General features: G+C 69.5%; 12 protein-coding genes and 1 tRNA gene. 9 read left to right on the top strand and 4 right to left on the bottom strand.

Going from position 1 to position 15,408, the window contains the following annotated elements:
- The first annotated feature begins 204 nt into the window (after positions 1-204).
- From WEF05_04425 to WEF05_04435, 3 genes are all read left to right on the top strand, one after another.
- Entirely contained in the window at positions 205-2,817 is a 2,613-nt protein-coding gene (locus tag WEF05_04425) for a replicative DNA helicase (GenBank protein MEX1101143.1), read from the top strand.
- Positions 2,818-2,854: 37 nt separating this feature from the next.
- Positions 2,855-3,583, top strand: coding sequence for an endonuclease III (gene nth, locus WEF05_04430; protein ID MEX1101144.1), 729 nt, complete (start codon positions 2,855-2,857; stop codon positions 3,581-3,583).
- 64 nt (positions 3,584-3,647) lie between these two features.
- Positions 3,648-4,076: a DUF5684 domain-containing protein gene (locus WEF05_04435; GenBank protein ID MEX1101145.1), complete on the top strand. Its 429-nt coding sequence runs from the start codon at positions 3,648-3,650 to the stop codon at positions 4,074-4,076.
- A 14-nt stretch (positions 4,077-4,090) separates the two neighbouring features.
- Here the strand turns inward: WEF05_04435 and WEF05_04440 are convergent.
- Positions 4,091-4,164, bottom strand: a tRNA-Gly gene (locus tag WEF05_04440).
- A 144-nt stretch (positions 4,165-4,308) separates the two neighbouring features.
- Between WEF05_04440 and trpD the strand changes: the two genes are divergently transcribed.
- Both trpD and dcd read left to right on the top strand, forming a co-directional pair.
- Positions 4,309-5,379 carry an anthranilate phosphoribosyltransferase gene (gene trpD / locus WEF05_04445; protein ID MEX1101146.1) on the top strand — a complete coding sequence of 357 codons (1,071 nt, stop codon included), beginning with the start codon at positions 4,309-4,311 and terminating at the stop codon, positions 5,377-5,379.
- Between the two features lie 11 nt (positions 5,380-5,390).
- Entirely contained in the window at positions 5,391-5,957 is a 567-nt protein-coding gene (gene dcd / locus WEF05_04450) for a dCTP deaminase (GenBank protein ID MEX1101147.1), read from the top strand.
- A gap of 21 nt (positions 5,958-5,978) precedes the next feature.
- On the opposite strand, the gene WEF05_04455 is transcribed toward dcd, so the two are convergent.
- The 3 genes from WEF05_04455 to WEF05_04465 are packed head-to-tail and all read right to left on the bottom strand — an operon-like array spanning position 5,979 to position 10,922.
- Positions 5,979-8,906: a HEAT repeat domain-containing protein gene (locus tag WEF05_04455; GenBank protein MEX1101148.1), complete on the bottom strand. Its 2,928-nt coding sequence runs from the start codon at positions 8,904-8,906 to the stop codon at positions 5,979-5,981.
- Positions 8,907-8,934: 28 nt separating this feature from the next.
- On the bottom strand, positions 8,935-9,639 hold the full coding sequence (locus tag WEF05_04460; GenBank protein MEX1101149.1) for a response regulator transcription factor: 705 nt from the start codon (positions 9,637-9,639) through the stop codon (positions 8,935-8,937).
- An 11-nt stretch (positions 9,640-9,650) separates the two neighbouring features.
- Positions 9,651-10,922 carry an ATP-binding protein gene (locus tag WEF05_04465; protein MEX1101150.1) on the bottom strand — a complete coding sequence of 424 codons (1,272 nt, stop codon included), beginning with the start codon at positions 10,920-10,922 and terminating at the stop codon, positions 9,651-9,653.
- A gap of 380 nt (positions 10,923-11,302) precedes the next feature.
- Here WEF05_04465 and dnaK point away from each other — a divergent pair, with 380 nt between their 5' ends.
- From dnaK to WEF05_04485, 4 genes are read left to right on the top strand one after another with little or no spacing between them, the layout of a single operon-like run.
- Entirely contained in the window at positions 11,303-13,156 is a 1,854-nt protein-coding gene (dnaK, locus tag WEF05_04470) for a molecular chaperone DnaK (protein ID MEX1101151.1), read from the top strand.
- On the top strand, positions 13,153-13,755 hold the full coding sequence (locus WEF05_04475) for a nucleotide exchange factor GrpE (GenBank protein ID MEX1101152.1): 603 nt from the start codon (positions 13,153-13,155) through the stop codon (positions 13,753-13,755). Before dnaK ends, WEF05_04475 begins: the two co-directional genes overlap by 4 nt.
- Positions 13,756-13,771: 16 nt before the next feature.
- Positions 13,772-14,947 (top strand): molecular chaperone DnaJ, encoded by a 1,176-nt coding sequence (gene dnaJ, locus WEF05_04480; GenBank protein MEX1101153.1) that lies wholly within the window; start codon positions 13,772-13,774, stop codon positions 14,945-14,947.
- Between the two features lie 19 nt (positions 14,948-14,966).
- Entirely contained in the window at positions 14,967-15,407 is a 441-nt protein-coding gene (locus WEF05_04485) for a helix-turn-helix transcriptional regulator (protein MEX1101154.1), read from the top strand.
- Position 15,408 lies beyond the last annotated feature (1 nt).

The following is a 15,408-nucleotide window of genomic DNA, read 5'->3' on the forward strand; positions in this document are numbered from 1 at the left end:
ATGTGATTCACATGTCTCCACAGGGTTTCCCACATCCGTCGACCCTGGTGGAGGCTGGAGTGACAGGAAACTTCGACACCCGACCGGCGCGGTTGGATTTCCCCAGCGTTCTCCGATGCGCCACCCGCGCCGGCGCCGCTAGCCTCACGCGGTCATCAGCGTCGGACCGGCCGTCGCATCGCTCGGCCGAAGGGGGGAGTGCGCGTGGCTCGAACCGCTGACGACGTCACCCGCCTGCGTCCCGAGCGCGTGCCGCCCCAGAACCTCGAGGCCGAGCAGTCGGTCCTCGGGGCCATGATGCTCTCGTCCGAGGCGATCGCCGACGCCGTCGAGGAACTCCACCCCGACGACTTCTACCGCAGCGCGCACCGCACCGTTTACGACGCGATCCGCGGGATCTACGCGCACGGCGAGCCCGTCGACGTGATCACGGTCACCGAGGAGCTTAAGCGCCGGGGCGATCTCGACCAGATCGGCGGCCCGCTGTACGTCCGCGACCTCGTCGATCAGGTGCCGACCCCGGCGGGGGCGGCGCACTACGCACGCATCGTCGCCCAGTCCGCGCTGCTGCGCCGGTTGATCTCGGCGGCCGCCGACATCATGGAGCTGGGCTACTCGAGTCCCGACGATCCCGAAGGGGTTGCCGACGAGGCCGAGCAGCGGATCTACGACGTCGCTCGCCGTGAGGACAAGGATCAGGTCGCCCACGTCCGCGATCTGATCGATCAAGCGATGGTCGACCTGGAGTCGATCCAGAACCGGGACGAGCAGTTCGCCGGAGTTCCCACGGGGTTCCGCGATCTCGACTCCCTCATGTCGGGCCTGCAGCCCGGAAACCTGATCGTCGTCGCGGCGCGACCGGGCGTCGGCAAGTCCTCGTTCGTGACGAACCTCGCCCGCAACGTCTCGGTCGACGCGCACGCACCGACCGCGATCTTCTCGCTCGAGATGTCGCGCTGGGAGATCGGCATGCGGCTGCTGTGTGGTGAGGCGCGTGTTCCCTGGGACCGAATCCGCAACAAGCGCGTCGGCGCCGAAGACTGGCAGAACATCGTCCGTGCGGCGGAGAACCTACACGAAGCCCCCCTGTCGATCGTCGACGCAGGCAACGTGACGATCGTCGACATCCGCGCTCGGGCGCGGCGACTCGCGACCCGCAAGTCCGGCCTCGGGCTGATCATCGTCGACTACCTGCAGCTGATGTCCTCGCCGAACCGGCGCATCGACAACCGCCAGCAGGAGATCGCCGAGATCAGCCGCAGCCTGAAGCTCCTCGCGAAGGAGCTGCGGATCCCGGTGATCGCGGTCTCCCAGCTCAACCGCGACCCGGAGCGCCGCCAGGACAAGCGTCCTCAGCTCTCCGACTTGCGGGAGTGTGTGACCGGCGACACCCTCGTGCAGATGGCAGACGGCCGGCGGGTACCGATCGAGGGTCTCGTCGGCACCACTCCAGAGGTCCTTGCGATGGCTCCCGACGGACGGATCGTGACGGCGCGGAGCGACCGTGTCTGGCGGGTCGGACGCCGTTCGGTCCGGACGGTCCGGTTGGCCAGCGGCCGGGCGATCCGCTGTACGTCCAAGCACCGGCTCTACGGCGCGGACGGATGGGTCCGTGCGGGCAACGTGTCGGTTGGCGATCGGCTGGCGATCGCACGGACCGTGCCGGAGCCAGCGGATCCGGTCGTGTGGTCCGACGAGCACGTCGCTCTCCTCGGTCAGCTGATCGGCGACGGCAGTTACCTCTCCGGCCAGCCGATGCGCTACACGACCGCCTCCGAGGAGAACAGCCGGGTCGTCGCGGACGGTGCCCGGTCGCTGGGATCGCGCGTGACACGATACGCGGGACGGGGAGCCTGGCACCAATTGTTGATCAGCGGGAACGGCAACCGCTGGTATCCCAAGGGTGTGAACGCGTGGCTGCGCGAGCTCGGCATCTTCGGCCAGCGTTCCCACGTGAAGCGGGTACCCGGATCCGCGTTCCGCCTGTCGGACCGGCAGATCGCTCTGTTGTTGCGCCACCTGTGGGCGACCGACGGATGCATCTTCGTCCGGCCGCCCGGAACCAGGGGCAGTCACTCGGTCTCCTTCGCGACCGCCAGCGCAGGTCTGGCCTCCGATGTGGGAGCGCTCCTGCTGCGGTTGGGAATCGTCGGCAGGATCGCCCGCGTGCGTCAGCGTGGCAGCGCGTGGTACACGGTGGTGGTTTCCGGAGCCGAACCGCAGCGTCGGTTCTTGGACGTCGTCGGGGCGGTCGGACCGCGCGTCGACGTCGCGCATCGGCTCGGGCTACGCCTCGGGCCCGTCCAGTCGGGTACGAACGTCGACACGATTCCTCCCGCGGTGTTCGGGTTGTTGACCGAAGAGATGGAAGCCGCCGGCCTCACTCCGCGGCAGGTGGCCGAACGCCGGGGGATGAGCTTCGGAGGGTTCGCGACGGGGTTCTCACCGTCCCGGACGCTCGTGAAGGAGTGGTCGGAGGTCCTCGGGAGTTCATTGCTACAAGAGATAGCATCCGATGATCTGTTCTGGGATCGTGTCGTGGCGGTCGACGATGTGCTCGAAGAGCAGGAAGTGTTCGACCTTACGGTTCCGGGACTGTCCAGCTGGTTGGCAGATTCTGTCATTTCACATAACAGTGGAGCGATCGAACAGGACGCAGACGTGGTGATGTTCATCCACCGGGACGACTCGGACGTGACGACGAAGGGAACGGCCGACCTGATCGTGGCCAAGCACCGCAACGGGCCGACCGACACGATCCGGCTCGCCTTCCTGCCGAACCTCACCCAGTTCCGCAACTACGCGCCGGGACCGTAGCGGGCGACCCTCGCAAGGACGCGGCTATCGTGCGCACGTGGCTCGCGCGTCCGCCTCCGAAGCTCCGCTCCCGGCCGCAGAACGGCGCCGGCTGCGCACGATCCTCGGACGTCTGCGCAAGCGGTTCGGCGCGTTGGAGCCACCCCGGCGCGTCGATCCGCTCGAGGAGCTCGTACTCACGGTCCTCTCCCAGCACACGAGCGACCTGAACGCCGAGCGGGCGTTCGGTGCACTGCGCGAGCGCTACCCGACGTGGGACCGGGTCCTGGCGGCTCCGTCCGCCGCGCTCGCCGATGCGATCCGGTCGGGAGGTCTGGCGGACACGAAGGCGCCGCGTATCCAGGCGATCCTGCGTGAGATCCACGACCGCGAGGGTTCCTGGGATCTCTCGTGGACCGCCGACGCGAGCGACGGTGAGATCCGCGACTACCTCACGTCGCTCCCGGGTGTGGGCCCCAAGACCGCGGCCGTGGTGCTCTCGTTCGCGCTCGGCCGCGACGCGTTGCCGGTCGACACCCACGTTCATCGCGTGACACGCCGGCTCGGGTTGATCGGTCCGAAGACGAGCGCCGAGGCGGCAGATCGACTGCTGCACGAGCTGGTTCCGGAGGGCTCCCGGGTGCCGCTCCACGTCGGCTTGATCCGCCTGGGCCGCGAGATCTGCAAGGCGGGAACGCCCCGCTGCACCGTGTGTCCCCTCCAGGATCTGTGCCCGAGCGCCGATCCACCCGCACGCCGTCCCGCACGGCACGCCACGGGTGCTTGAGGGGGTCTCTCCCGCGTGGAACCATCGCCGAGAGGCCCGACCGGGCTGACACGGGGGGATGACGATGCTCGCGCAGAGCACGGATGGCTGGGGCGGTCTCGGTTTTACCTTCTGGTTGATCTACGCGATCGTCTTGGTCGTGTACCTGGCGTCGCTCTGGGTCGTCTTCACGAAGGCGGGACGCCCGGGATGGGCCGCGATCATCCCCATCTACAACATCTGGGTGTTGCTCGAGATCGTCGGCCGGCCTGGCTGGTGGTTGATCCTCTACCTGATCCCGATCGTGAACATCGTCGTGCACATCATCGTGCTCGTGGATCTATCGAAGAGCTTCGGCCACGGAGCCGGTTTCGCGATCGGTCTGCTGCTGATCCCGATCATCTTCTTCCCGGTCCTGGCGTGGGGGGACTCCACCTATCGGGGACCGTCCGCACCCGGCGCCCCCGGAGCGGCCCCGGTACCTCCGCCCCCGCCACCACCTGCACCAGCCTGATCGACCCAGTCGTGTGGAGCGGGTGAGGGGAATCGGACCCCCGTCTCGAGCTTGGGAAGCTCGCATTCTGCCATTGAACTACACCCGCAGGACGCTCCTTGCGGAGCGTGTCGAGCCGCGATTCTAGCGCGGCTCGCGCGACGCGGACCCTGGAGCCGACCGGCCACGACCTGCGGGTCTCGTGCTGCCGACCTCGCGGTATCCGCGATCGACGGCTATCCTTCCGTCCCTCATGGCCTCCCTGACGGATCGACACGACGCGGACTTCTGGCCCTCCGTGCTCGCACGCGTGTCGGGGGGGGCTTCGCTCTCGGCCGACGAAGCGGCCGAGGCGATGCGCGCGATCATGGAGGGCGATGCGACGCCCGCCCAGGTCGGTGGGTTGCTCATGGCGCTGCGCACCAAGGGCGAATCGGTCGAGGAGATCGCCGGGTTCGCCGACGTGATGCTCGAGTTCGCCAGCCCCGTCACCGCTCCCGATCCTCTCCCCGGCTTGGTCGTCGTCGACACGTGCGGAACGGGAGGCGACCGATCGGGCACCTTCAACATCTCGACCGTCGGTGCGATCGTGGCGGCCGGCGCCGGCGCGACCGTGGCCAAACACGGGAACCGCGCCGCGACGTCGGACTGCGGGTCCGCCGACCTGCTCGAGGCGCTCGGTGTGCGGATCGATCTCGACGCGGCCGGTGTGCAGCGCTGTCTGACCGAGGCGGGCATCGGGTTCATGTTCGCTCCTGCGTTCCACCCCGCCACCGCGTACGCGGTGGGGATCCGGCGCGAGCTGCGCGTCCCGACGGCGTTCAACTTCCTCGGACCGCTCACGAACCCCGCACGTCCCGGGGCTCAGGTCGTGGGGGTCTCCGACGCTCGGATGCTGCCGCTCGTGGCCGAGGTGCTCGCTCGTCGCGGGGTGCGGGCGAAGGTGTTCCGCGGTGAGGACGGCTTGGACGAGCTGACCACGACGGGACTGTCAACCGTGTACGAGGTCGTGGACGGGAACCTGCACGAGCGCACCCTCGATCCGACCGACCTCGGGTTCGCGAAGGCCTCACCCGACGCACTCCTCGGTGGAGACGTTGATCGCAACGTCGAGATCGCGCGTGAGGTGCTGGCCGGCGCGCCCGGCCCGACCCGCGACGTCGTTATGCTGAACGCGGGCGCCGCCCTCGAGGTGGCCGGGGTCGCCGCGTCGCTCGCGGAGGGGATCGTCGCCGCGGCCGCGTCGATCGACGAGGGCAGGGCGTCGGCGGTGCTCGATCGCTGGGTCGCGTGCTCCGCGGCCGCCACTTCGGCGAACGGGTAGCATCCGCGCCGATGATCCTCTCCGACCGCACGATCCGCGAGGAGCTCGCCGCCGGACGGGTCGTGATCGACCCGCTCGACGAGGCGTGCATCCAGCCGTCGTCGGTCGATCTGCACGTCGACTCGCAGTTCCGCGTGTTCGCGAACTCGCGCTATCCCTACATCGACGTGCAGCGCGAGATGCCCGACCTCACCGAGCTCGTGGAGGTCCCCGGCGAGGAGCCGTTCATCCTGCACCCCGGGGAGTTCGTCCTCGGTTCGACCCTCGAGCGCGTCGCCCTGCCCGACGATCTCGTCGCCCGGCTGGAGGGGAAGTCCTCGCTCGGCCGGTTGGGTCTGCTGATCCACTCGACGGCCGGCTACGTCGACCCCGGTTGGGACGGCTACCTCACGCTCGAGCTCTCGAACGTGGCGAACCTGCCCATCACGATCTACCCGAAGATGAAGATCGGGCAGATCTCGTTCTTCCGGCTCACGACCCCGGCCGACGTCCCGTACGGTTCCTCCGAGGCGGGATCGAAGTACCAGGGACAGCGTGGTCCCACGCCCAGCCGGTTCTTCCGAGACTTCTCGAGTTGAGACTGCGGCGGCTCGAGACCGTCAGGCGGGACGCAGCGCCGTCAAGACGCCCCGCGCGGCCTCGGCGACCTCGGGGATCGGGTCGGAATCCGCGACGTGTGCCACGGCTTCGGCGGTCCGCGGGTCGCCAAGCGCGCCGAGCGCCTTGACGGCGGCCGTCCGCACGTGCTGGTCGGGGTCGCCGAGTGCGGCGAGCGCGTGCTCGACAGCGGCCGGGCCGCCGATCGCGGCCAGCGCCGTCATCGCACGTCGACGCTGCTTGGGGTCCATCGCGTGCAGCCGTTCGACGAAGTGGTCCGCACCGACGAGCTGATCGAGCAGCGAACCGACCGTGGGCACCATCTCGGGGGTCGAGTGCAGCAACACGTCGACGAGGAGCTCGGTCGCCGATGCTCCCATCTTCGTCAGCAGGTCGATCGCCTGATCGCGCAGCGCCGGCGTCGCGAGGACACCGGCCAGTCGCCGGGCGACGGCGGGTGAGCTCCACTCGGTCAACACCTGGCTCGCGGTTTCGCGCACGTCCTTGCTCGGATCCTGCAGAGCCTGCACGAGGAACCCGAGCACCGCTTCGGAGTCGATCACTCCGAGCGCACGGACGACCTGTTCGCGCACGGAGGGATCGGGGTCGGACAAGGAACCACCGAGTGCGGAGGCGGCCTGCGGGCTCTTGATCCGGCCGAGCGAGGCGGCTGCTTGACGGCGCACATCTGCGACCGGGTCCTGCAGGGCCTGTACGCATGCCTGCACGCTCGCTTCCGTCCCCCCCTGTCCGGCGAGCGCCACGGCGAGGCGGCGTTCGTCGGGGTCGGGCGCCTGAGCGTGCTGCAACGCGAGGTCGGCGACGCGGACGGCGTCGGCCCGCGCCATCGCGTCGATCAGCTCGGCGCGCTGTTCGGGACGGGCTTTGGTCAACGCACCCCACACCGTGTCCAGGTCCTCAGACGCGAGCGAGGCCAGGTGCGGGAGGGCGGCACGCCACACGCGGTCGTCGAGATCGTCGAGCGCGCGCGTCAGCAGATCGCTCGCGGCGCGGCCCGCGCCGGCCGGAAGCGCGGTGACCGCCGCCGCCCGAACCGACGGATCGGGGTCGGCGATCGCCTGCGACAGCGCCTGGATCCGTTCGTCGGCGGATCCGCGCACCACGACCCCGATCGCCGCGGCCCGGACGACCGGCGACGAATCCGAGGTGAGCGAACGCATCGAAGCCTGGACGCCGCTCGGCTCGCCGGACGTGGCGAGCACATCGAGCACGGCGGTGCGAACGTCCGGGTCGGGATCGCCGAGCCGCTGTTCCAACGCGGGGAGTGCGGCGCGACCGGCGACCTCCCAGAGGAACCCGACCGCGGCGGGCTTGCGGTCCTGGGCGACGGCGTCGAGCGCTCGCACGAGCTGATCGGTCTCGATCGGGATCGAGGACAACGCCCGCCGGAACGGTTCCTGTCGTTCCCCCGCCAGCGCCGCGCCCTGGTCGAGCAGCACGGGCGCCGACTCGGTCAGCCCGCGGAGCTGCGCGACCTCGGCGGCGATCCGCGGCAGCTCGGGATCGTCGGAACGCGCGGCGTCGTCGACCCACTCCGCCATCACCGTTCGTTCCACATCGGTCAGGGCCGCGGTCGCGCGTTGCCGGACACCCTCGTCGGGGTCGGCCAGAGCGCGCGCGAGCGCGGTGATCATCTCGCTCTCGGCCGCCTGCTCCACCTGCGACGAGCCGTCGGCTGGCGGCGGTGGCGGCGGCGGAGCCGCGGCGCGGTCGAGCTCGGCGATGTGATTCGCTGCCAGCTCGGCCGTGGTCCGGATCTCCTCGAGCGGGTCGGCGGTGAGCTCGGCGAGCGCGCGCGTTGCCGCGGCCGAGCCCTCGAGGCTCAGCAGGCGCGCCGCGCCCAGCCGCCGATCGTCGGTCGCCGTGAGTTGTTCGGTGACGTGCCCGACCCCGAGGCCTCGTGCGAGTTCGGCGAGCGGACCGGACTCGCTCGGATCGGGCTTGGAGTCCATGCGCGCGACCGCGTTCAGCGCCGTCGTCAGATGCTCGTCGTCGGGGCCCCCGCCCCGGGAGACCAGGTCCGGGAGCACCTCGAGGGCGGCGCGTTGGGTGGCCGGGGAATGCCGCGCACCGAGCAAGGGGAGCAGCGCCGCGACATCGCGATCGCCACGCGCCGCTGCGAGCCGGACCGCCTGGGCGCGAACATCGTCGTCGGGATCCTGGAGGGCTTGCTGGATCGACGCGTTGGGCAACAGGTCGGCTTGCGCCTCCAGCGCCTGCAACGCCTGGGACCGAACCTGCTGGTCGGGATCCTTCGCCAATGCGAGGACCCGTTCGACATCGGACGCCGCTAGGCCGCGATCGGTGAGCGCGACCAGCGCCTCCCGTCGCAGGTCCGGATCGGGCGCGTCGAGCGACGGCTGCGGGACCTCGGGCTCCGGTTCGGGCTCCGGTTCGGGTTCCGGTTCGGGTTCCGGTTCCGGTTCGGGTTCCGGTTCCGGTTCGGGCTCCGGCTCGGGTTCGGGTTCGGGTTCGGGTTCGGGTTCGGGGGTCTCCGCGACCGGTTCCGAGGTGGCTTCGGCCTTCTTCTTGCGTCCGGCCTTCGGCTTCGTGTCGGGCTCGGGTGGGGACGAGGCGGGCGTCTCTGGGGGCTCCTCGTCGGCCGCTTGGGCCCCGGCGGTGGTGTCGGCCGCTTCCGCGCCGGCGTCTCCGTCGGGGTCGTCGGGGCCGAGGTCGATCACCGCGGCGTCGTCGTCTGCGTCATCGGGCGCGTCCGAAGGTCGTTCCTCGGTTGCGATCGGAGAGGCGTCCCGCTGCTCGTCGTCGCCGTCGTCCCCGTCGTCACCGGCGAGCGCGGCCTGACGCTCGGCGAGCGCCTTCAGGCTTCGGTACCAGTCGGACTCGTACGCGTCGACTCCGTCCCCTGCGGGACCCATCACGCCTCCGGCACGGCCGTCGTCTGCATCCACCACGGTCTTCCTCCCAGGCTACTCAGCGTCAGCGGCGCTGGGCCTTGGGACGCGGACCGTCCTCGCCGTTCTCCTCTGAGTCCTTGTGGTGCGTGGGGCCGATCCCCATCGCGACCGCGGCCATCGCGGCCTGCGTGCGGTTCGTGACGCCGAGCTTGCGGAACACGGCAGCGAGGTGCGCCTTGACCGTCTTCTCCGACAGGTACAGGGTCTGCGCGATGTCGCGGTTGCTGCGTCCTTCGGACAGCAATCCGAGGATGTCGCGCTCCCGGCTCGTCAGGTTGTACTCCTGGCGGGCGGTGTCTGCGCTTTCGCTCGCCTCGACGTCCTCGAACAGGTTCTGGATCACCTTCGGTGACAGAACGTTGCCGCTGCCCGAGAGCGCGACGCGGATCGCCTGTCCGAGATCGTCGGGTGTCGCATCCTTCAGCAGGTACCCGGCCGCCCCGTCTGCGAGGGCGCGCTTCACGTAGACCGCCTGGTCGTAGGTCGAGAGCATGATCACCGGGACGTCGCTCCAGCCGGCCTTCAGCGTCCGGAGCAGTTCGAGTCCGTCCAGGCCCGGCATCCGGACGTCGACGAGTGCGACCTCGATCCCACCCTGCTCCATCACGGCGACGGCCTCGTCGGCCCCGCCGGACTCGGCCACCTCGGCGTCGGGGAAGCACTCGCGGACCACGTGCGCCATCCCCCGACGGACGAGCGCATGGTCGTCGACGATCAAGACCTTCATCTGTTGTCTCCTTACGTCCGGGAGGGTGCCGTCGGCAACCCCGCGACCACCCGGGTGCCTGCCCCGGGTGCGGTCTCGATCCCGAAGGTGCCGCCTGCTTCGGCGACCCGCTCGCGGATCAAGCTGAGCCCCATGTGGCCCGGTGCATCCCGGACCGACGCTGGGTCGTACCCCCTCCCGTCGTCGAGGATCTCGACGACGAACGTTCCTGGTTCGGTGCGCAGCGCGACACGGATCGTGCTCGCGTCGGCGTGCTTCGCGGTATTCGCGATCGCCTCGCGGATCACCTGTCGCGCGACCTCGATCGTGGCGTCGTCCACCTCGTCGAGGTCGTCGACGTCGATCGTGGCTTCGACCGGGAGCTTCCATCGCTCGGCGACGCCGCGGACGTAGCCGCGAATACGTTCGTCGGCCGTCGCGTCGAGCTGCTCGGACCGCGTGAGATCGAACAGGAGCCCGCGCAGGTCGAACAGGGTCCGTCGCACGTCGGTGGCTGCCTCGGTGACCGCGTCGGCGAGCGGCGGATCGAGGTCGTCGCGAGCGCCGAGCCGGCGCAGCTCGAGGAAGGCAGCCGTCACGGCCTGGGTCACACCGTCGTGGATCTGCGCGGCCCATCGCTCGCGTTCGGCCGCGGAGCCGCTCGTCGCGGTGCGCCGGCGATCCTGCATCGCCTCGCGCGCGGCCATGAGCGCGCGACCGACGATCGCCAGCGTGACGGGGTGCGGAGGCGTCTGTTCGCTCCCCGCCAGGAGCAGCTCGACGCGATCGGAGGCGGCGAACCCCCCCGCCAGATGGGGAAGTCGTGCACCCGTTACGACGCCGAGCTGGTGGACGGTCGCCTCGGTCAAGGGGGAGGAGCGATCGAGCGCGCCGAGTTCGGCTCGCACGCCGCGCGCCACGGTGCGGGGACGGTCACCGGGTCCGACCCCGTCGATCTGGAGCCGGCCGCCCCGCTCGTACAGACAGATCAGCTCCTCGACGCCGAGTCGCTCGGCCGCCGCCGCGAGAACATCGGCGAATTCCGACTCGGGCTCGCGGACGACCCTGCGGATCGTGTCGAGCACGTCGAGCTCAGGTGGGAGCGCGGACCGCCCGTCGCCGGCAATGTCTTCGCCGATCGGGAACACGATCAGACCCTCGGCCCGGCCTTCGACCACATCCTCGAGGGCCGCCGAGCCGTCTCCGACGGCCGCGACCGCGTCGGCGCCGAGCAGGCGCGCCAGCTTGCGGCAGGCGTCGGTGCTTCCTGCGCCGGGCACGTCCCGGCTCTGGGTCTCCTGCACGTTCCTGCCTCTCCGAGGGACTTTCGGTCTAGTTCCTTTTCGGTCGAACGGCCCTTGGGCTTGACCCCTCCCGTGCGGAGACAGGCGCAGCGCCCGAGGCCCAGGAGGCGGAGGGCTCGCGGATGCCGACGCCGGAGGGGAGCGCCCTCCGGCCCCTGCCGGCGGCTCTTCGGTCAGCATCGGGAGGGGTGGGGCGGGACCGAAGCCCCCAGGCGGTTGGACCCCCCGATCCGCAGGTAGGTGAGTTGTTGATGCCATGGAGTGCAACAGGTGAGGGGAGACAAGTTGACAGCCTCACACTCAACTTCTAGACTCATCACGCAGTCAACTTCGAAACACACGATCCAGTCCGAGCCGACACCCAAGAGAGGAAGGCACCGATGGCACGAGCTGTGGGCATCGACCTGGGAACGACGAACTCGGTGGTCTCGACACTCGAGGCCGGCGAGCCTGTCGTGATCCCGAACGCGGAGGGCGCCCGGACCACCCCGTCGGTGGTCGGTTTCTCCAAGAACGGCGAGATCCTCGTCGGCGAGGTCGCCAAGCGTCAGGCGATCACGAACCCCGACCGCACGATCCGGTCGGTCAAACGGCACATGGGACGCGACTGGTCCGTCGACATCGACGGGAAGAAGTGGACACCGCAAGAGGTGTCCGCGCAGATCCTCGGCAAGCTGAAGCGCGACGCCGAGTCCTACCTGTCGGACTCGGTATCCGAGGCGGTCATCACCGTTCCCGCCTACTTCGACGACGCACAGCGTCAGGCGACGAAGGAAGCCGGGCAGATCGCCGGCCTCGAGGTGTTGCGGATCGTGAACGAGCCGACCGCGGCCGCGCTCGCCTACGGGCTGGACAAGCAGCACGACCAGACGATCCTCGTCTTCGACCTCGGCGGCGGCACCTTCGATGTGTCCCTGCTCGAGATCGGCGACGGCGTCTTCGAGGTGAAGGCGACGCACGGCGACACCGAGCTCGGTGGCGACGACTGGGATCAGCGGATCGTCGATTGGCTCGTGAAGAACTTCTCCGATGAGCACGGCATCGACCTGTCGTCGGATCGCATGGCGATGCAGCGCCTGCAGGAGGCGGCGGAGAAGGCGAAGACCGAGTTGTCGCAGGTGACCGAAGCCGCGATCAACCTTCCGTTCATCGCCGAAGGCCCACTGCACATCGAGACGAAGCTCACCCGCGCGGAGTTCGAGCGGATGACCGAGGACCTCGTGCAGCGCACGCGCGTTCCCTTCGAGCAGGCGATCGCCGACTGGGGCAAGCCCGTGTCGAACATCGATCACGTGATCCTGGTGGGCGGTTCCACCCGCATGCCGATGATCACCGCCCTGGTGAAGGAGCTGACCGGAGGCAAGGAGCCGCACAAGGGGGTCAACCCCGACGAGGTCGTCTCGGTCGGCGCCGCGATCCAGGCGGGCGTGCTGAAGGGCGACGTGAAGGACATCCTGTTGCTCGACGTCACGCCTCTGTCGCTCGGTGTCGAGACGAAAGGCGGCATCTTCCAGAAGATGATCGAGCGCAATACGACGATCCCGACCCGCAAGGCAGAGACGTTCACGACCGCCGACGACAACCAGACTACGGTCGAGATCCACGTCCTGCAGGGCGAGGCCGAGACGGTGTACTCCCCGGCGATGCGCTCGCTCGGGAAGTTCCACCTGATGGGGATCCCACCCGCGCCGCGCGGTATGCCGCAGATCGAGGTCGCCTTCGACATCGACGCGAACGGCATCGTCAACGTGAGCGCGAAGGACCTGGCCACCGGCAAGGAACAGCAGATGACGATCACCGGTGGAACGGCCCTGGGCAAGGAGGAGATCGACCGGATGGTCGCCGACGCGGAGCAGTTCGCCTCCGAGGATCACGAACGGCGCGAGGCCGCCGAGGCACGCAACCAAGCCGACCAGGTCGCCTACCAGGTCGACAAGAGCCTCGAGGAGTGGGGCGACAAGCTCCCCGAGTCCGAGCGCGACGAGCTGAAGAAGCTGAACGACGAGTTGAAGGAGGCCCTGAAGGGCGACGACCTCGAGGCGATCAAGAGCTCCTCGGAGACCGTGGTGCAGAAGTGGCAGCAGGCCGGAGCGTCGATCCAACAGGCCGCGCAGGCCGAGGGCCAGCAGGCTCCCGGTGCGCCGGCGGACGGGGGCGACGCGTCTCAGCCGCCTTCCGATGGTGAGGGCGACGTGGTCGAGGGCGAGATCGTCGACGAGGGCGAGGCGTCGTGACCGACGTGGGTGAGCCCGAGGGCGACGAACGGGAACGTCCGCGGGTCAAGGTGACCGATCGGCGGCGGATCCGTCCGGGCGACGTGCCCGCCGCCGCAGGACCCCTCGCGCAGGATCCCCCCGAGCCCGACGACGCCGGGGAACCCGACGAGCTCGCGGTCGCACTCCGGCAGGCACAGGAATACCGCGAGCTGGCACAGCGGCTGCAGGCCGACTTCGACAACTACCGCAAGCGCGTCGTGAAGGAGCAGACGCGCGCGGTCGAGATGGCGGCCGAGCCGTTCGTCCGGCGGTTGCTCGAGGTGCTCGACGACTTCGACCTGGCGTTGCTGTCGGTCGGGGAGGACGACGCGACCGACGCCGATCGGTTCGTCAAGGGCGTCGAGCTGGTGTACGCGAAGCTGATCGACGCGTTACGGGGCGAGGGTCTCGAGCGGATCGAGGCCGAGGGAAAGCTCTTCGATCCGAACGAGCACGAGGCTCTGATGCAGACCGGCGACGGCGATTCGGAACCGGTCGTGACGGAGGTGTTCCGTCAGGGCTACCGGCTGAACGGCAAGGTGCTGCGGCCCGCGCAGGTGCGCGTGACGCGCGAGTAAGAAGGGATACACACCGATGGCGGACGAGGTACGCAGGGAGTGGTTCGACGAGGACTACTACCAGGTGCTCGGCGTGCCCAAGAACGCCTCGGCCGACGAGATCAAGAAGGCCTATCGCAAGCTCGCGCGCAAGTTCCACCCGGATCGCAACCAAGGCGACAAGGCGGCCGAGGAACGGTTCAAGGAGATCTCGTCCGCGAACGATGTCCTGTCCGACCCCGAGACGCGCACGCGCTACGACCGAGTGCGCGACATGGCGGCGGCCGGCTTCGGCGCGGGCGGTTACCCCGGCGGCGGTCCCGGCGGGGGGCAACGTGTTCGGTCCGAGGACATCCCGTGGAGCACCGAGGGCACCGCCGACTTCGGGGACGTCTCGGATCTGTTCGCCGGCCTGTTCGGTGGCGGTGGGCGCGGGCGCGGGGCTGGGCGAACCGGCCGTGGCCGGGCGCAGCGACGCGGCGCCGATCTCGAGACCGAGGTCACGATCCCCTTCGACGATGCGATGGCCGGCACCACGGTGCCGGTGCGGATCGACGGTCCCGCCCAGTGCGATCGTTGCCACGGGTCGGGCGCCGAACCCGGGACGAGCCCGATCGCGTGCCCGACGTGTGGCGGTGCCGGTCAGGTCAACGTGAGTCAGGGGCTGTTCCAGATGGCGCAGCCGTGCCCCGAGTGCGGCGGTCGCGGCGTTCGGATCGAGCACCCCTGCACGAAGTGCAAGGGACAGGGCGCCGTCCGCAAGACGCGGAGCTTCTCGGTGAAGATCCCGGCGGCCGTGAAGGACGGCGCCACGATCCGGCTGAAGGGTCGAGGTGAGCCCGGCCCCGCGGGCGGCGTACCCGGCGACCTGTTCGTGCGCGTGCGCGTGCGTTCTCATCGCATGTTCGGGCGCAAGGGGAACAACCTCACACTCGAGCTGCCACTCACCTACGAGGAGGCCGCTCTCGGTGCGAACGTTCCCGTTCCCACGCTGAACGGGGCGGTCACGCTGAAGGTTCCGTCGGGGACCCAGTCTGGGAGCACGTTCCGCATCAAGGGCAAGGGCGCACCGATGCAGGGAGGCGGCACCGGCGACCTGATGGTCACGGCCAAGGTCGATGTCCCGACCAAGCTGAGCAAGAAGGAGAAAGACCTGCTCAGCCAACTCCGAGACGAACGGAAGGAGTCGCCGCGCGAGCACCTGGGCGTGTGAGTGACGGAAAGGGAGCGGCATGAGCGACGAGCGCATCAACGAGTCCCGCGACCGGCGCCCCCGGTACGTGCGCAGTGCGCCGTCCGACGAGCAGGAGCGCGCCGTCTACATCATCAGCGTCGCGGCGGAGCTCGCGGGGGTCCATCCGCAGACGCTGCGGATCTACGAGCGCAAGGGATTGGTGGCGCCGAAGCGCACGGCGGGGAACACACGCCGCTATTCCGACGCGGATATCGCGCGGCTGCGGATGATCCAGGCGTTGACCCAGGAGGAAGGCATCAACCTCGCCGGAGTGAGGATGATCATGCAGATGCGCGAGCAGCTGGCCCAACTGCAGCGCGCCGCGGCGCAGATGCAACGCGAGCTCGAGCGCCAGCGCGAACGGCGCGAGCGCGAGGGTGGATCCGGAGAGATCGTGCCGCTACGAACGTGGCTGCATACGTCGCTACGCGAGCCGTGAG

Source organism: Actinomycetota bacterium, from assembly GCA_040881665.1.
Taxonomy (GTDB): Bacteria; Actinomycetota; UBA4738; order UBA4738; family HRBIN12; genus JBBDWR01.